The 17,831-nt window shown below is 32.2% G+C and carries 19 protein-coding genes; 12 read left to right on the top strand and 7 right to left on the bottom strand.

Annotated elements, in window-relative coordinates; genetic code table 11:
- Positions 1-214: 214 nt before the first annotated feature.
- The 5 genes from ACZDYH_RS16985 (at position 215) to ACZDYH_RS16965 (ending at position 6,209) form a co-directional block, all read left to right on the top strand.
- Positions 215-1,237: a WD40/YVTN/BNR-like repeat-containing protein gene (locus ACZDYH_RS16985; RefSeq protein ID WP_434712218.1), complete on the top strand. Its 1,023-nt coding sequence runs from the start codon at positions 215-217 to the stop codon at positions 1,235-1,237.
- A 221-nt stretch (positions 1,238-1,458) separates the two neighbouring features.
- Entirely contained in the window at positions 1,459-2,976 is a 1,518-nt protein-coding gene (locus ACZDYH_RS16980; protein ID WP_000839308.1) for a glycosyltransferase family 2 protein, read from the top strand.
- 52 nt (positions 2,977-3,028) lie between these two features.
- Positions 3,029-5,350 (top strand): glycosyltransferase, encoded by a 2,322-nt coding sequence (locus ACZDYH_RS16975; RefSeq protein WP_166695471.1) that lies wholly within the window; start codon positions 3,029-3,031, stop codon positions 5,348-5,350.
- 305 nt (positions 5,351-5,655) lie between these two features.
- A complete protein-coding gene (locus ACZDYH_RS16970) occupies positions 5,656-5,856 on the top strand; it encodes a hypothetical protein (RefSeq protein WP_001277646.1) in 201 nt (66 codons plus the stop codon).
- Between the two features lie 110 nt (positions 5,857-5,966).
- Complete coding sequence (locus tag ACZDYH_RS16965) at positions 5,967-6,209, top strand: hypothetical protein (protein WP_000752474.1); 243 nt, start codon at positions 5,967-5,969, stop codon at positions 6,207-6,209.
- Between the two features lie 142 nt (positions 6,210-6,351).
- Here ACZDYH_RS16965 and ACZDYH_RS16960 read toward each other — a convergent pair whose 3' ends face one another.
- Complete coding sequence (locus ACZDYH_RS16960; protein ID WP_166695439.1) at positions 6,352-7,848, bottom strand: glycosyltransferase family 2 protein; 1,497 nt, start codon at positions 7,846-7,848, stop codon at positions 6,352-6,354.
- Between the two features lie 83 nt (positions 7,849-7,931).
- The gene (locus ACZDYH_RS16955) at positions 7,932-8,192 is read right to left on the bottom strand and encodes a hypothetical protein (RefSeq protein ID WP_000889737.1); all 261 of its coding nucleotides are present in this window, start codon (positions 8,190-8,192) and stop codon (positions 7,932-7,934) included.
- Positions 8,193-8,594: 402 nt separating this feature from the next.
- Here ACZDYH_RS16955 and ACZDYH_RS16950 point away from each other — a divergent pair, with 402 nt between their 5' ends.
- The gene (locus tag ACZDYH_RS16950) at positions 8,595-10,052 is read left to right on the top strand and encodes an MFS transporter (protein ID WP_001186926.1); all 1,458 of its coding nucleotides are present in this window, start codon (positions 8,595-8,597) and stop codon (positions 10,050-10,052) included.
- 56 nt (positions 10,053-10,108) lie between these two features.
- Here the strand turns inward: ACZDYH_RS16950 and ACZDYH_RS16945 are convergent, their stop codons facing one another.
- Genes ACZDYH_RS16945 through ACZDYH_RS16935 form a run of 3 tightly spaced genes read right to left on the bottom strand, consistent with a single transcriptional unit; the run spans position 10,109 to position 13,282 of the window.
- The gene (locus tag ACZDYH_RS16945; RefSeq protein WP_000860478.1) at positions 10,109-11,218 is read right to left on the bottom strand and encodes a DUF4018 domain-containing protein; all 1,110 of its coding nucleotides are present in this window, start codon (positions 11,216-11,218) and stop codon (positions 10,109-10,111) included.
- A complete protein-coding gene (locus ACZDYH_RS16940; RefSeq protein WP_001014398.1) occupies positions 11,190-12,356 on the bottom strand; it encodes a DUF58 domain-containing protein in 1,167 nt (388 codons plus the stop codon). The genes ACZDYH_RS16945 and ACZDYH_RS16940 overlap by 29 nt, the downstream gene beginning before the upstream one ends.
- Positions 12,353-13,282, bottom strand: a complete 930-nt coding sequence (locus ACZDYH_RS16935; RefSeq protein WP_000608784.1) for an AAA family ATPase — start codon at positions 13,280-13,282, stop codon at positions 12,353-12,355. Before ACZDYH_RS16935 ends, ACZDYH_RS16940 begins: the two co-directional genes overlap by 4 nt.
- A 206-nt stretch (positions 13,283-13,488) precedes the next feature.
- Here ACZDYH_RS16935 and ACZDYH_RS16930 point away from each other — a divergent pair, with 206 nt between their 5' ends.
- Complete coding sequence (locus ACZDYH_RS16930) at positions 13,489-13,806, top strand: PadR family transcriptional regulator (protein WP_000991882.1); 318 nt, start codon at positions 13,489-13,491, stop codon at positions 13,804-13,806.
- 7 nt (positions 13,807-13,813) lie between these two features.
- Complete coding sequence (locus tag ACZDYH_RS16925) at positions 13,814-14,350, top strand: DUF2812 domain-containing protein (protein WP_000448416.1); 537 nt, start codon at positions 13,814-13,816, stop codon at positions 14,348-14,350.
- Between the two features lie 118 nt (positions 14,351-14,468).
- Here ACZDYH_RS16925 and ACZDYH_RS16920 read toward each other — a convergent pair whose 3' ends face one another.
- Together ACZDYH_RS16920 and ACZDYH_RS16915 are read right to left on the bottom strand one after the other, a co-directional pair.
- A complete protein-coding gene (locus tag ACZDYH_RS16920) occupies positions 14,469-14,762 on the bottom strand; it encodes a hypothetical protein (protein WP_000602675.1) in 294 nt (97 codons plus the stop codon).
- A gap of 145 nt (positions 14,763-14,907) precedes the next feature.
- Positions 14,908-15,153: a hypothetical protein gene (locus ACZDYH_RS16915; protein WP_000433602.1), complete on the bottom strand. Its 246-nt coding sequence runs from the start codon at positions 15,151-15,153 to the stop codon at positions 14,908-14,910.
- Between the two features lie 281 nt (positions 15,154-15,434).
- Between ACZDYH_RS16915 and ACZDYH_RS16910 the strand changes: the two genes are divergently transcribed.
- From ACZDYH_RS16910 to ACZDYH_RS16895, 4 genes are read left to right on the top strand one after another with little or no spacing between them, the layout of a single operon-like run.
- Positions 15,435-15,818: a VOC family protein gene (locus tag ACZDYH_RS16910; RefSeq protein ID WP_049108114.1), complete on the top strand. Its 384-nt coding sequence runs from the start codon at positions 15,435-15,437 to the stop codon at positions 15,816-15,818.
- A gap of 14 nt (positions 15,819-15,832) precedes the next feature.
- Positions 15,833-16,375, top strand: a complete 543-nt coding sequence (locus ACZDYH_RS16905; RefSeq protein ID WP_000506639.1) for a GNAT family N-acetyltransferase — start codon at positions 15,833-15,835, stop codon at positions 16,373-16,375.
- Positions 16,375-16,956, top strand: coding sequence for a kinase (locus ACZDYH_RS16900; RefSeq protein WP_000106107.1), 582 nt, complete (start codon positions 16,375-16,377; stop codon positions 16,954-16,956). Before ACZDYH_RS16905 ends, ACZDYH_RS16900 begins: the two co-directional genes overlap by 1 nt.
- Positions 16,957-16,979: 23 nt before the next feature.
- A complete protein-coding gene (locus ACZDYH_RS16895; RefSeq protein WP_001024248.1) occupies positions 16,980-17,558 on the top strand; it encodes an HAD-IA family hydrolase in 579 nt (192 codons plus the stop codon).
- Positions 17,559-17,831 lie beyond the last annotated feature (273 nt).

Genomic DNA, 17,831 nt, shown 5'->3' with positions numbered 1-17,831 from the left:
TGGGGTGCATTTTTTATAGTTGAATTTTGTAAAATACAGTCGTTTGTATATGATAACGGAAAAATAGAAGGAATTTCGTTATATTTGAGTGGTGAAGAAAAGGGAAAGTAAGTATAAAGATAGTAGATAAAGCGGGTGGTTTAAATAACTAATGATAGAACGTTTTGGAAATAATAGCATACGAATATATAAATAATAAGAATGAGGTGATATATTGGAAAATAATGATATTCAATTTACTTCTTTACAAATGAGAACGGATAAATATGGTTGGGCTAGTATTCAATATACAAATAAAAAGCAGGCTATCTTATATACTCAAAATAGAGGAGTAGAATGGGATGTTGTCAATCCTCTTAATTCAATTGTATTATTTGGGTATCCAATAAACGCTCGAAGCTCTTGGGCATATGGTTTAACAAAAAAGAATGACGATTTATTGCCAGCTATATTTTATACAGTTAATAGAGGAGAAAGGTGGAGTGAGTTTATTTTACCGGTTGAAGAAGATTGGGAGAAATCGACTGATGTTCAAGTACAATTGCATGCTACGAATATGGATAGTATATGGATTGTATTATCTAGAAAGCTTGCATCAAATAAATTTGAACATAATTTATACTATTTGAAAACGAAAGGGAAAGTTTGGAAAGTAATAAAAAATATAAGTATTAGTGATAGTATTTCAGGGATAACATTTATAAACGATCTAATTGGGTTTATTTCATTACAAAAACATTATGAAACATCAACGGTATTTAAAACAATAAATGGTGGGGAAAGTTGGCATCCTGTAAAAGATATTCCAAGTCTTGAAGTAATTAACAATGGGACTGCTATGGCTTATAAAGCAATCTATAAAAATAACTTATTAGTAATACCAACTAAAAAGAATGATGATGTATTTTTAATGAATTACTCATTTGATAAGGGGAATTCGTGGCATATTTCAAATAAAACAATAAATACTAGTAAAGTGGCTGTTTCGTTTTTTAGTTCCTATTATGGCTGGGTTATAAATAGTGAAAATGGAAGTGTGTATCAAATAATAAAAAAAGGAGCAAAATGGATTAAAGTATCAAGTAATCCATTGTTAAAAAATGTATTTTGTTTGCATTTTTTTAATCGGCGTAAAGGTTGGGCGTGTAATAAAAAAGAAATATTTACTACAAAAGATCGCGGTATAACATGGAAAAAGGTAGTATATAAAATTAATAATATTGATAAATTTATTTAAAAAAGTCCTAAAGAAATTAGGACTTTTTTTGTTTTTTATGGTGAGAGTTGTAACAAACAATGATAAGAGAAAGGAGGTAAGTGCAGAATTATATTTTTAAAAATAGACGTTTGTTTTCACACAGTATAATTCACTTTTGAATATGTTAATAAAGTAGCAAATTCATAGGAAATGGTAATACTTAATATTTTATGTCACATGATGTGTAAAGGGGGCGTGTAATGAAATCGTTAACGGTTATTATTTTGTACAGTGAAAGAGAGCAAATATTAGAAGAGTCAATTCAATCTATATGGAAGCTAAATCCTCTTGAAATTATAATTTTAGTTCCTAACGATAGAAGTAATTTGTATGAAATAGCAAAGAAACATAAATGTCATATTGTTTTTATGGACAAATATAATAAGCATTATGATGGATATGGAGCTTGTATAAAGGCAGCAAAAGGAGAAGTTTTATTATTTTTAGATGGCAATTTTTCGTTATCCACAAATGAAATGCAGAGATTTATTGAGCCAATTGTTACAAATCAAGCCGATGTAGTTTTAAATAAAATAGATAAATTGATAGAAATAGGTAAATGTCCAAATATGGATATTGTATGGAGAAAAATGTTAAATGAAATTTTAAGTCGACCAGATTTAAAAAGCAATTCAATACTTTCGTTACCATATGCGCTTACGAAGGAAGTAGTGGAAAATATCGGCTTTAATTATATGGAAGATATCGTTCTATCTCATATGAAGATTGTGAATCAAGGGTGGCGGATTAACGATCAATATGCAATCAATACGTTATCTAAAGATGAGACTATAGAGGAAGGAGGATATTTAATAAAAAAAGAGTTATCCAAAAATGAAAAAGAGAAAGTAGAAAGATATTTACGCGGTATAGCTAAATGGATAGAGAAAAAAGGAAGAAGAGTAGGGTTTACTGATGCAGGAAAAAGAAGAGATATTGTTCAAAAACTAGGTGAATGTAAGCGATACCCTTCCTATCATCAAGGGTGGGGAATGCATTCTTCAATTTATGATGGGAAGCAACTTTCTGTCATTATACCGGTACAAAATGAAGAAGAGACTATAGAACAAGTAATACTTGAGGCGAGAAAAATAGAACCACTAGAAATCATCGTCGTTGTAAATGGTTCGACAGATCAAACGGCTAATATTGCTAAAAGACTTGGTGTTACTATTATTGAATATAACGAACGACTTGGTCATAATGTTGGACGTGCTATTGGAGCGCTTGAAGCTACAGGAGATATTCTTTTATTTATTGATGGTGATTTTAGTGTTTCAGGAAGTAATTTGCATCATTTTACAAAAGCAGTTTCAGCTGGTGTAGACATAGCATTAAATGATTTGAATCCGATGTTACACCCTCCGTTTTATGTTGTAGACGTCGTAAAATATATGCTTAATTTAGCATATAATCGTCCAGAATTAAGCAATGGCTCATTAGTAGCAATTCCACATGCTATGAGTAGATCATGTTTAGATGCAATAGGCTGGGAAAGCTTACTATGCCCTAGTCTTGCACAAGTAAAAGCAATATTACAAGGGTATAGAGTAGAATGTGTACATTACGTTGATGTTGTAAAACCGAATAGAATTCGTTTAATGGAGAATGTAAGTCACAATGGGCATCCTCCGGCAGTATTAAGAATCATTGGTGATCACGTTGAAGCTCTCTCTTACTTGATAGAACAACTCGAAATGGATGGAAAGGGTGATTAAACTGTTAGACCAGTATAAAATAATTAACATTTCATATGAACAATTATGGCAAATGGATTTTCAAATTACAGAACCATTTATACTCAAGGTTGATTGGGATAAAGTAACGTATGAATTTTTAATTCGTATTAAGCCCGATGCTTCTAACACTATTGTTTTTGGATCCGGAGCAGGTGGGTTTCAAGAACAGCCAATTGGTCCACCTATTTTTCATCGACATTCTTGGATGGATGAATTTGAAGATACTGTTATATATTATAATGACCCTACGTTATATCTTGGAAAATTATCTTTAGGTTGGGGACAGGGAGAGTTAAATAGATTTTATTTACAAGATATAGCAAATATTTTAGAAATAGTATTTGTAAAGTTAAAAGTTGATTCGAAAAATGTGTTGTTTTATGGCAGTTCTGGGGGAGGATTTATGTCTTTAATTTTAGCTGGATTCGTTAAGGGCTCCACAGCTTTCATTAATAATCCTCAAACAAATTTATTAAAATGGATACCTGTACCAATAAATCTAGTTTTCGATTTGTCTTATCCAAATTTATCAAGAGAAGAAGTTGAAGAGAAATTTGGTGAAAGAATTAATGTTGTGAAATTTTTTAATCACATTAAATATGTACCGAATATTTATTTTTTGCAAAATTTCGCGTGTGAATTTGATGTGCAAAATCATTTGCTACCATTTATTTCCGAATTAGAGCAACTTGATAAAGACACGGAAGTAAATCAAATTATAATTGACTTATATTTTGATAAAAAAGCAGGGCATGCAGCTGTAGGGAAGAGTGAAACAATTGAATATATAAAAAAAGTAAAACCTAATCAGACTGTAAAAGAAGAACAAAAAGAAGTGGACCTATCAGTTGTTATAGTTTTAGGAGAAGAAAAATCAAAATTGAATCAAATTTTAAATAAAGTGCAGCATATAAAACCACTAGAAATTATTATTGTAGCTGATGATAGAATGAGTGCGATACAATCTATACCAACATTTGTTGAAAGTAACGTTGTTGTGATTGAGGAGAAAAGTAAATGGAAAGCACCAGTTCATGGGGCAAAAGTCGCCAATGGTGATGTAGTCTTATTTTTAAATGGAGAAGATGTTATTTTTTCGGTAGAATTAGAACGATTTATAGAACCGCTACTAAAAAAGGAACAGGATGTAATTTTAAATAATATAGACTCGGTTTGTTTTGAAAAGATGAGAGTAGAATGGCCAAGCATTGCTATGGTGTATAGAAAAATAGTAAACGATGTATTGGGGCGTATGGATTTAAAATATGATTCGATGTTATCTATGCCATATGCTATTACTAAAAAAGCAATTGAAGACATTGGATATGATATCTTGCAGAACCCTATTCTGTCCCAAGTAACTCTTATTGAGAAAAGGTGGCGACTACAATCCTCGTCAGCCATCACTAACACCTCCTTGAATAATATGCCTGCAAACAAAACCTCTTTCTATAAAAATGGATTAACTAAATTAGAAGTATATGAGATTAAAGAAAATATAAAAGCTTTGGAGAGTTGGTTACAACGAAAAGATGATAGAGGTAATTATACAGATGGAGGAAGAAAAAGAGAAATTATAGAGCAGTTAAAAAAACAAAAGAATTATTCACGTTTCCATAAAGGATGGGGAATGAATTCCTCTATTTATAATGGAAAACAGTTATCAATTATTATACCAGCACAAAATGAAGAATCAACGATTAAAGAAGTTATTCTTGAGGCAAGAAAAATTGAACCGAAAGAAATAATTGTTGTCATTAATGGGTCAACAGATCAAACAGAAGCAATTGCTAAGCAATCAGGGGCAACAGTAATTGTTTATGAAGAAAGATTAGGGCATGATGTAGGACGGGCAATTGGTGCACAAGAAGCGACAGGAGATATACTTCTCTTTATTGATGCTGATTTTGCTATTCCAGCAAAAGATCTTCATCCGTTAACGCAAGCTGTTGCGGATGGTGTTGATATGGTTTTAAATGATTTAAATTTAAATCTTAGATTTCCTCTATATATTGTAAGTTTATATAAATATATGTTGAATATTGCTTGTAACCGTAAAGATTTAGGGGTAGGATCTACAATTGCTGTTCCCCATGCTATTAGTAGAAAATGTTTAGAGGGAATTGGCTGGGACACTCTTCACACAGCGTGTGTTGCACAAGTAAAGGCAATATTAGAAGGGTATAAAGTCGAATGTGTCCATTTTGTAGATGTAATGAAACCAAATCGCATTCGGCCACAAGAGCATTTTGCGACGATAGGACATCCACCAGCTGTATTGAGAATTACTGGGGATCATTTAGAAGGACTTTCATATTTATTGAAGAATAAGGATTTTAAAGATTTATTTTAAAAGGTAAATTTGTCTATTGAATGAGTAACTTAAACATTTCATTTATGCAACTTGACGATATTTAGTATTGCAATGAAACTAAAATCAAAAATTTTTATTATTTTTAGCTCAGGTACAAGTGAAGAGCATGTTTCACTGACTGATAGTAAATGAACAAGTAACTAAAAGGTAAAGGCTTCTTTATATATATGAAGAAGCTTTTATCTTTTTTATTTTAAGTATGGAAGGTAAAGGGTAAATAAAGTTGTAACGGTATTTTTATTTTTGGATAAATTGATATTAGATATAAGAAAGGAGGGAATATCTTGTCTTGCATCAATAAAAGTTGTTTTCATATTTCTTTAGAAACTAAAGTCAATCCAAATGGTGGGGCAGAAATATTCGTAAGGTGCAATGATGAATGTTTATCTAATTTTAATGTAATACCGTTTATTGCATGTGTTTCTATTTCAGTAAAGGATGATTTGAGTTTTTTAGTTGATTTAGATAGTTTAATAAAACGTTAATTTTCTATACAGTTAATAATAAAATAACATCTAATTTATAAGACTTAGTAAGAGAGTCGTGTCCGAATTTAATTAACTGCATATATTGTTAAAAGAAAGGAGGGAGAGTTATGGCATGTACTACGAATAATGTTTGTTTAGATGTGTGTCTTAAAATTACAATTACCCCTGGTAGTGGAATTGATGCAGTAGTCGATTGTGGAGGCACATGTGGGACAAGTCCTACTATTGTAATTAGTCCTAGTGGATCAATTGTTATTACTTTACCATTAGTTGCATGTTTCTCAATTGCACTAAAAGATGATTTAAGTGTTGACTCTTCATTAACAAGCCTCTATTTTCAAACTTCTTAAGAAAGATATAGAAATGAAAAGCCTGCCTGCTACTTTTCTTTTGATCTAATGTAAAAATAAAAAAGATGGTTACAACCATCTTTTTTATTTTGCTATATATTTAAAATGAATTCATATATTATTTGGTGGTAAGAATATACAATTAAAAGCATTCAGTGTTTCTTTTTTGTTCGATGAGGTAAGAAATTGCTTCTATATGATCACCAATGATTTGTTGCGTTGCTAATGAAAGGTAGCCTTCCTGCGAGAAGTGTTTTTCTGGTCGAACTCGATTTATCTTGTCAACGTCGATAGAATGAACATTTTGTACATGCAATCCTGCTAAAATTGTTTTAACTTGACTTAAGGTTGGTGAAAGAAGAGAATCAAACCCAATTGTATCAATGCATTTTCGACTAAAAGCATGAGGGACAGCAGTTGTGGAGCCCATACCTAAATCTTTTCGATTACATGCTAAATTAACAACATGCTTACATGCAGTTACGATAGTATAAGGAACACGATACATGTAGTAGTGCTCTAATTTATTTAAAGCTAAATCGGTGCCATTTTGAACAGATTGTACAAATGGTAATAAATCAGAACTAGGAATTAAGAAATCACCATCAATAAATAATAATATATCACCTTTTGCAAAATATGCACCAACGGCACGTCCGGTATCAATGCCGAGTGCTTCTTTGTAAGTAATAACTGTTGCACCGCAATTCTTTGCCAATTCCTCTGTTTTATCTGTTGATCCATTAACAATAATGATGATTTCTAAAGGTTTTAATTTCTGTACCTCAAAAATGATAGATTCTATCGTTTTTTCTTCATTTTGAACAGGGATAATGATGGATAATTGTTTATTTCCATAAGTATTTGAATAAAACTCTTTACCTGTAATTATTTTGGATATAGCTCTTTGTTCGCCGTTTTGAAGTTCTAAAATAATATCCCGCCTTCGATTATTATCAGTATAGTTTCCTCTCGAATCTTGTAATATATTTACCCAATTTTCAATTGCTTCTAGGTGATAACGAATGAGTTGTTTTGAGGGGAAGGAGGGAATTTGCGGTATAGAAATTTTGAAATGATTGCTAATGCGAAATTTATTTTTAATAATTTTCATTTGTGCTAATATCGGATTTAATAAACTTTCTGGAGTAATTGCATCAAGAATCTCTTTTGTTATTGCATAGGGAGGAAATAATAGTGAGTTAACATGTAAATCTGGACGATGAAAAAAATGATTCGTAACTTGCTGCCAAATCATTTCTATAGTTGGCTTTTGCTTTTGATAAAAAAAGTCATCTAAATTGTTTAATACTATGTCAGCTGATTCGTCTAGTAATGGTTGAAGAAATTGTGTAAGTAAGGAAGGTTGGATAATGTAATTTGCATCTAAAAATAAGAGGTACTTACCCTTTGCTTTTTTGGCACCAATTACATAACAATTATTTAATTCTGACGGTTCTTCTAATGTGATAATTTTACAATTGTAAGATTGTGCAATATCAATGGAATCATCGATATATCCGTTAATAGTAAGGATGATTTCTAAAGGGTGTAGTTGTTCACAGGCTTTCAAAATTTCAGGTAAAACTTTTATGTTATGCTGTATACGAATAATAATAGAAATCGGATTTTTACACATAAGTAGTCTCCTTTTTAATCAGAGGTAGTTATTAATAAGATTAGATAAAATAGGAGATATATATTTTATTAAATACGTAACGACTATTTAGTTTTCTCAGACTTAGAATTTTCATTACCTGAATTAGTACCTTTATTTATTCCAGAAGCGAGTAAATTATTGAGAACGCTCAGGTCTAATTGCATAGGGATTGAGTTTTCGGATGTAGTTTTCTCATTTTCTTTTTTGGTAGTTAATATAGTCTTTATATTTTTTATTTCTTTATATTGTTTTAAGGTAATGAAAAATCCAGAAATAATGAAGAGAAAAGAAATAGTAGCAAGTAAAAGTATTATTTCCAACATAAAACACCCTCCTTTAAATCTATAATAATACTATATTTGAATGTAATAAGACAAAATTCGAGCTAATGAGTTCACTTTTTAAATATATGCAAATCTTTAGTAAAAGTTACTAATTTCTAGGTTAAAGGAAGCAATTACAGAAACGTATAGATATAAATAAATTAAAATTTCATTTGTAGTGTAAAGGTATGTGTTATATAAGCTGAACGTCATTCTATAACAAGTTAAACAGGGTTTAATTTTATATAAAAAGAGCATTTAATTGGACAAATAATTAATTATGTGAAATAATAATAACAGATAAGGAGACGTTGCTTTTCCTTAAGTGCTTCGAATTAATTTTATTCAATAAGAGAAGGTGTGCTTAAAGAAGTTAAATTAAATAAGGAGCTGTTTTATTATATGCAACAAAATAATGATTTAAATTTTGAACCTCAAGACGTTAATATTGTTAATCCTAAACAAGCCAGGAAAGCAGTAATTGCTACTGGTATAGGGAACGCAATGGAGTGGTTTGACTTCGGATTATACGCGTATTTAGCGGTAATTTTAAGTCAATTATTCTTCTCTGGTGTTGATAATAGTGGATTGCAACTTGTACTTACATTCGGTACATTTGCAGCAGCCTTTCTCGTTCGACCAATCGGAGGTGTATTCTTTGGTAGAATAGGAGATAAGTACGGCCGAAAAATCGTGTTAAGTACTACTATTATTTTAATGGCACTTTCTACATTATTCATCGCATTACTACCAACCTATGAACAAATTGGTGTATGGGCACCAATACTACTTTTAGTTGCCCGAATGATTCAAGGCTTCTCTACAGGCGGCGAATATTCAGGAGCAATGGTTTATATCGCAGAATCTTCTCCAGATAAAAAGCGTGGTATACTCGGTAGTGGTCTTGAAATTGGAACACTCTCAGGTTACATTGCTGCATCGGTAATTGTTACCATTTTGACGTTATTGTTAACAGATGAGCAAATGCTCAGCTGGGGATGGCGTATTCCGTTCTTAATAGCTGCACCAATTGGTTTGGTCGGTTTATACTTACGCCGTCATCTAGATGAATCTCCAATCTTTGAAGAGATGGAAAAAGCACAAGAGGAATCTGAAGACAATGAACAATTTTCATTCATGGATATTATTAAATATCACAAAAAAGACTTCTTATTAAGCACAGTAATTGTCGCCTTCTTTAATATTACAAATTATATGATTCTTTCGTATATTCCTTCTTATCTAACTCAAGTACTTAAAGTCGAAGAAACAACAGGCTTATTAATTATTTCTATTACGATGGCACTTATGATTCCACTAGCACTATATTTCGGTAAATTAAGTGATAAAATTGGTAATAAACGCGTTGTGCAAATTGGTTTACTTGGTTTAACTGTATTTGCAATTCCAGCATTTTTACTAATAGGTAACGGACATATTGCAGCTATATTTGCAGGTATTTTCGTACTAGGTTTCTTCTTAAGTGTATATGAAGGAACATTACCTTCATTATTACCATCACTCTTTTTCACTGATGTACGTTATCGAGCACTTTCGATCTCATTTAATATTTCTGTATCGATATTCGGTGGAACAACACCGCTTGTATGTTCATACTTAGTTCATGCAACTGGTAACCCGCTCGCACCGGCATTTTATTTAGCAGGTGTAAGTATTATTGGATTAGTTGTATTTAGTGTACTATTCGTTACAACTTCAGGGCGTGCGCTAAAAGGTTCATATCCTACAGTAGAAACGAAAAAAGAAGCACACCAAATCGCTAAAGAAGACCCTGAAGAAACACTTTGGTGGCATGAAGAGTCATTAGAAATTGAAGCAGGGAAGAATGCTTCCATTTAAAAAGCAACGTAGAAGTACAAAAAGACTCCTATGAATATAGGTGTCTTTTTGTTACGTTATTTCTTTCGTTTCTTCAAACTTTTTTGATATGCATAAAGCTTATGAATCTCTTCCTTAAATTCATGTAGAAGTACAGTGTTTGCACTATTTGAATAACGCACCGTATTATAAGCATCTATAATAATATCACTTTGAATATTTACATCTTCTTCATCGTTTATTCTTTCTAGCCAAGCCTCAACAGTTTCTCCCCGTTTTCTATTTAAAGGAGGGGTTAACTTACTCTCTAGCTTGAAAATTTCCTTCCGAATTTCGTTATGTGGCGGTTTATTTCGTTTAAAACGATTTTGGCTCATTCCTTCTTTATCAGTAATGATAGTAGATTCGAAGGCGGGCATATTTGGTAAACTTAAATGTTTTCGTTTTTTTACTATTTTCCAAACGACGTAAATAGCGATAGCTGTACATACTATTATTGTAGTGCTATTTATGAGTATTGGATCAAAATCAGGAATTTTTTTTCCGTCTTCAATTTTTGGTTTTAAGAGATGTCCTTTATTTGCCCAAACATCTTCAGTATCTTTTAATTCCGCTGCTTTAATTAATGGCATTAAAGCATAGCCGACGCCTAATGCGACTACTTCCGTTATAAAACCAAAAATAAGTCGAATGAAAGGAAATACTTGAACAATTAATATACTCATTAAGCCAATCGTAATGATAGAAGAAAAACGTAATAGTTGTTGTTTGCGATTGGCCCCGGTTAACCAAAATGTAATCATAAGATGCAAGGCTAACATTAATAGTTTCCACAACGGTGGAAAGGGTGCATAAAATATAGCTGAAACGAAAAACCATACAATACCACCTAAAGATTTTTGAACTGGATATCCAGGTCCGACCACATGTACGATAAAGAAAAATAGTGGTAATATGATTGTGCCAAATAGAGAAAAAGGTAAAAATAAAGAGAAAAGAACGATTTGAAGAACTAAAAGTATTACAAATCCTGTTGTTTTTTTTTGCATAAATTTATGAATAAGAAATACTCCAATATAGCCTGTTGTTAAAAATATTGCAATACTAATTAGTTCATCTCTTTCTGTTAATAATGAAAGCAGAAGGAGCAGAATGAAATCATGAATGTGATATAGCCAAGTTTTCAACTGGTTCCACCATCCCTTCACTAGTAATGAGAAACGTTGGCTGCGAGAGAAGAGGGAGTTCATTTCTTTGTAAACCAATGTATATCATTGTAGACGATCGTTCTCTTTTTCTCTTTACATAATGAAGGAATCCTTGTTTCGGAAGTAACGTACTATCATCTGAAATACGGGCTAATTCTTCTAAAGCTTTTGCATATTGTGTTTGTCCTTCATTTAACGGTACATGTAATGCACCGCCTTCTGCTAATACACTAATAAACAATTCAAACGGAATGTGGTGCTTCGTTGCATACTGGAAAATGTATGTTGCATATGAAATAAGTTCTTCTACATTATCTTTCCAACCAAATCCACGATCGGCAGCTAAAGAAAGACAAATCGTCCAACTATAATTTTTTACAGGTTCATATTGCTTCGCCTGTAATTGTTGCATTTTAGCAGATGCCTTCCAATGAATAGAGCGGAAAGACTCACGCTCATATCGCTTTACACCGATAATAGATGTTTCATCATTGTAAAAAGAAAAATTCGTTCGATAAGATCCATTCAAAAGTTGCTGAAGTTCTTGCAAACCTGCTACTTCTTTAGGAGAAGGATACACAATAATTTCAGTCCTTAATTTATCAAAAACAGGTAAATGTACAGTTAATAGATGAAATGGATCTTTTAATACACATTCAAATTGTTCAATTTGAAACACACCACGCTTCGTGGCGGTTAATGTTAACCCCCATTTTTGTGCCGAATGTGCAGGTTGTGAAAATGGGAAAGAGAATAACGTTTTTGATATTTGTTCAATGCCTTGCTCTTTATGCGGTATAAGGGACGAATTTAAATGAAAGTAACAAACACCATTAACGATTGGTATGCTGGCTCCATTTTTTAAATGAATAAAAAACTGTCCAGATTCCTCAGGAAAAATCCGTGTAGTTTGTTTCTCATTTATGATTTGAAACTTCTTCTCTATGAAAGCGACATATTTATAAATAAAAATCGCAAATAAATAATAGAAGAAAAAGAGAAACATAAGCATTCGTTGCGGGAAAAAGAATGTGAAAAGTAATGCGATTGGAACGGTTAGTTGAATAATATGGAGTTGAAAAAATAAAGGCACAGTTACAACACGCTGTCCATTCATGCTTGTTCAATCTCCACAGGTACGTCAACTTCTTTTAAAATACTTTGCATAATATCATTCTTTGTCGTACGCAGGGCACCTTCCATTGATAAGACGATACGGTGATTCCAAACAGAAGGAACTAACAATTGTATATCTTCTGGTGTGCAATATTCTCTCCCGCGTAAAAAGGCTAAAGCTTGAACAGCACGTACTAAAGCTAATGTGGCACGTGGGCTTACACCGTTAGCGATATAATCATGATTTCTTGTAGCATGAGCAAGTTTAATAATGTAATGTTCTAACGGTTCCGAAACAAATATTTCTTTTACTCGTTTTTGAGCTTCTAAAATATCTTCTAATGAGATGACAGATGTGACACTTTCTAATGGTAAATCGTTCCGAAAACGTCGCATCATTTGTAACTCATCTTTAGGAGTTGGATGACCGATTGAAATCGTCATTAAAAAGCGATCAAGCTGTGCATCTGGAAGAGGGAAAGTCCCTTGTGATTCAATTGGGTTTTGCGTCGCAATAACAAAGAACGGTTTCGGAAGAGGAGTTGACTGCTTCTCCAGCGTCACTTGTCGTTCTTCCATCGCTTCTAACAAACTCGACTGCGTTCTCGGCATTGCACGGTTAATTTCATCTGCTAGCAAAATGTTTGTCATAACTGGTCCAATTCTTAATTCGAATTCGCTTGTTTTTGGGTTGAAGTATTCAATACCTGTTACATCACTTGGAAGTACATCAGGGGTAAATTGAACGCGAGAAAAACTACCACCAATACTTTTTGAAATGGTTTTCGCCAGTAACGTTTTCCCAGTACCAGGCACGTCTTCGAGTAGTACATGTCCATCAGCAAGAAGTGAAACGAGCAGTAGATCAATAACATTTTCTTTACCAACAAACACAGATCCGATGTTTTCTTTCAATTTATTTATCATATGTACCATTCCTTTCATTATAAAAGAGCTAATATTCCTATATTTTAACAAATTATTCAGAAAATTGGTATGATTTTTTAATTAAAATAAATGGATATTTAATTATTAAATTACTCTTGCATATTTTGGAATATAATTATGCAATATCGATATACGATGTATCGTAAATCGATATATCATAAAGCGATGTATCGGAGGTAGTTATAATGAATGCGAAGGCGCAAAAATATATTCCGTTAACTGAGGCGACATATTACATACTATTGTCACTCGTGAAGCCGTTGCATGGCTACGGAATTATGCAAATGGTAGAAGAGATGACAAATGGGGAAGTAAAGCTTGGCCCTGGTACTTTATATGGAAATACGACGAAATTACTAAAAGAGAAGTTAATTGTTGAAGTTGCCTCTACAGACAGAAAGAAGTGCTATGAGTTAACGCCGTTTGGGAGAGAAGTGTTAGAGCTCGAGTATAACAGATTGCAGAGATCTGTAAGGAATGGAAATAGTATATTAGGGGAGTGAATGAGAGATGGAGACAAAGAAGGTATTTAAATTTTTCATGGCATGGAGTTTAGAAAAAGAAGAAGCTTTTTTACGGAAAATGCATCAAAAAGGTTGGGCGTTACAAAGATATAATTTGTTGTATACGTTTAAGAAAACAGAACCGAAAGATGTAATATATAAAGCGGATTTTAGATTGGTTTATAGGGATTCAAAAGAAAAACAACAGGAGTACTTTGAAATATATGAAATGTCTGGTTGGAAACGTGTCACAAGTTTTACAAGATGGAATTATTTTTGTAAGGAAGTAGAGAAGGGAATTGAGTTACCTGACATATATTCAGAGAAGGACACGAAGGTACAAAAAATGAAGGAATTATTACAATTTTTCGCATTGATTTCAATAACTATATTACCCTCAATGTATAGCGTATTTTTAAGTTCAACAGAATCAAGGGTGCCAATTTGGGCGAAAGTTATGACAGGGTTTGTAGGTTGTATGTATGCTTATTTCTTCATGAGGATTTTTTGGAAAATCAAGAAATTGAAAAGTGAAATATTATAATAAAGATTAGACCCTAGAAGAAGATAATGATGACAATGAACAATGACATATTATCTTCTTTAATTTTTATGTAATTCTATTTTGTTAACTATTTTTTATATAATAAAACATTATATATTTAAGGCATAGAACTAACAGTTACAAAGATAATACCAGTAACAATACCTAAAAAAATCATAAAAGAAGAAGTAATTAATAATAACGAACTAGCAATGAATATCACTTTATTAGATTTTTGTTTTTTGTAAAGGAAATAAAGTAAAAGACTACAAACAGTAGAAAGTATCCATATAGCTAAACCGTAAGAAGTCGAGATTTTCTTCCAATCGGAAATCCAAAAGTAAAAGATGATTATGTGACAAGTTAATAGTAGAAATGTTGATGGAAGCATTATCTTTTTATTTAAAATCATTTGTTTCACCTCCCTTATGTAAATATTACTAAAATGGTGTGGATTTTAACATATAATAAGGAAGAAATACATTTTTAATTAACGTATTAAACGAAAAAATCCCTTATAGAAAAATCTATTTCTACAAGGGATAATCATGTTTTTATTAGAAAGATTGATTTTGCGCAGGTTTAATAAATTGTTCAGGGTTTTCAACAAGTCCGCATACAGCACATTGGACACGGTATGTAGGTCCTTGATAGGCCATATGAAAAGCATTCATCGTTTCATTTGTGTATTCTTCTTCCACTTGACCAGTTTGTGGATTTATTTTGACTGGTTTTACTTGTTGCTCAAGAATATTAAAGCGAGTACGGTTCGTTTTACAACTTGGACATAGCATTGGTTCCATATGTATACACCTCCATTTGTATCATTTCTTAAAATCTTTAATTTTATGCAAGCAAAAAACTTTCTCAATATAAATAGGTGTTTAATGTATTTAAAATTCAGAAAAAATAAAATATAATAAAAGTACGAACTGGTTATGTCCAAACCAAATCTCCTGTTTTATGCCAATAAGCTGGGGGGCCGAGAAATCGGCCTCATTTTTTTTGCTCATTACTACAAGGAACAAGGTTTTTGTGAGACTTTTGTCGAAATTTTAGGGATAGATACAAGGGGGGATGTAAAATGGATTTGAAAATGAAGTACGTCATTTTATATGTAGAAAAGTTTGAGGAATGTTTAAAATTCTATAAAGATATTTTACAGTTACCTATAAAAGCAGAGCACGGTACATATATTGAATTTAATACTGGAACTACCATTTTAGCGATGAATACGCGGCAAGATGTGAAAGAATTAACAGGACTACCGCTTACAGAAGGTGAATTAAAGTTTTCTCATTTCGAATTAGGATTCGTTGTTGAGAATGTACAAGAAACGATTGAGCAATTTAGAGAGCAAGGTATTAAAATTTTAGTGGAGCCAATTGTAAAACCGTGGGGACAAACAATTGCCTACATTGCTGATCCAGATGGAAATTATATTGAAATTTGCAGTTCATTAGAATAGAGGGAGAAAGAGAGATGGGATTTCCGAAACTAGAAACAGAACGTTTATTCTTAAGAGAACTTACACTATTAGATGCAGAAACGATGTTCCAATATTTTTCGAAAGAATCAGTTATACGTTATTTCGGAATGGATTCTTTCCAAAATATTGAGCAAGCGAAAACCACGATTCAAACGTTTAAAAATCGTTATGAAGAGGGCAGTGTATTTCGCTGGGGAATCGAGAAAAAAGGGACGGGCCAATTAATCGGAACGTGCGGATTTCATTTAATTAATAATCATCATAAACGAGCTGAAATTGGTTATGAATTAGATGATACATATTGGGGACAAGGATATGCATCGGAAGCATTACAAGCGATTTTAGCTTACGGATTTGAAATGCTGCAACTAATAAGAATCGCAGCGGTTGTATATGTAGAAAATAAAGCTTCTCAAAAATTGTTAATAAAAGCAGGATTTCAAGAAGAAGGATTACTTCGAAAACATATGATTCAAAATGGTGTCGCTCATGATACCATTCTATACTCGTTATTAAAAGAAGAGTGGAAGAAGTAATGAGTACAAATGAGCTTATAAATGTTATGAAGAAGCATAAAGAAAACCGCTTTATTTTAGGGATAGATGGTTTAAGTCGATCTGGAAAAACAACATTCGTAGCCAATTTAAAAGAAAATATGAAACAAGAAGGCATTCCGTTTCATATTTTCCATATTGACGATCACATAGTGGAGCGTAATAAACGATATCATACTGGATATGAAGAATGGTACGAGTATTATTATTTACAATGGGACATTGAATGGCTAAGGCAGAAATTTTTTCAAAAGCTACAACATGAAACAAAATTGAAATTACCTTTCTTTCATGAAGAAACAGATATATGTGAAATGGAAAAAGTACAGATTCCTATTGTAGGGGTAATTGTTATTGAAGGAGTTTTTCTGCAGCGAAAAGAATGGAGAGATTTCTTTCATTATATGGTCTATTTGGACTGTCCAAGAGAGACAAGGTTTCTACGTGAGAGTGAGGAGACACAGAAAAACCTTTCAAAATTTGAAAATAGGTATTGGAAAGCAGAGGATTATTACTTAGAAACGGAATTGCCGAGGGATAGGGCGGATTTAGTCATTGAATGATTTGAAAATAGAAGGTGAATAGAATGAATATTTTATGGGATTTTGATGGGACGTTATTTGATACGTATCCTGCATATACAATGATGCTTTCTGAAATATTAGGTGAATCAGTAGAAAAACAAGAAATATACAAAAACTTAAAAATATCATACTCTCATGCAATTCAGTATTATAATATTTCATGCGAGCAGGAAGAAAAGATTAAAGTTTTGAAGGAGAAATTCACGCCAAAAGATATGAAACCTTTTGCAGGTGTCGAAGAGGTTTTGAAATTTGCAGATAAAAATGCGATTATGACCCATAAACATAGGGCAGGGGTTATGGACATTTTAAAATATTACGGCTGGGAAAAATACTTTGTAGATATGGTTACAATTGACGATGGCTTTCCCCGAAAGCCCAACTCTTTAGCTTATAATCATTTACATAAAAAGCATAATATTGATTTAGCTATTGGAGATAGAGAATTAGATTTATTACCTGCAAAAGAATTAGGTATTTCAACATGTATGTTTCAAGGTAATTGTGATGTAGCGGATTATTCTTTATCACATTACTCGGAGTTTTTTAAGGTAGTGAGTGATAGAGAGTTTTCTTTATAAAAAAAGTTATTAATAAAGACTGTATCTTTCATTTTAAAGGTACAGTCTTTATTTTTTAGAACTCTTTCATTTTATTCCGCAATAACGGGCAGCCTGATCGCTTCAACTAATAATCAGTGGAGGGTGAACAAAATCTCCACTGATTAAAGTTTCACTTTATTTTCTAGTATATAATAATTACTAGAGGTTAAAGAATGATCGTCCATCTTTATTAAAGAAGTAGCCAGGTTAATTGTTAGATAGAAATAAACTGAAAGATAAAGTGATAGTGTT

It is taken from the genome of Bacillus sp. EB V-12 (genome assembly GCF_056158125.1).
This window is presented reverse-complemented; position numbering and strand designations above follow the sequence as displayed.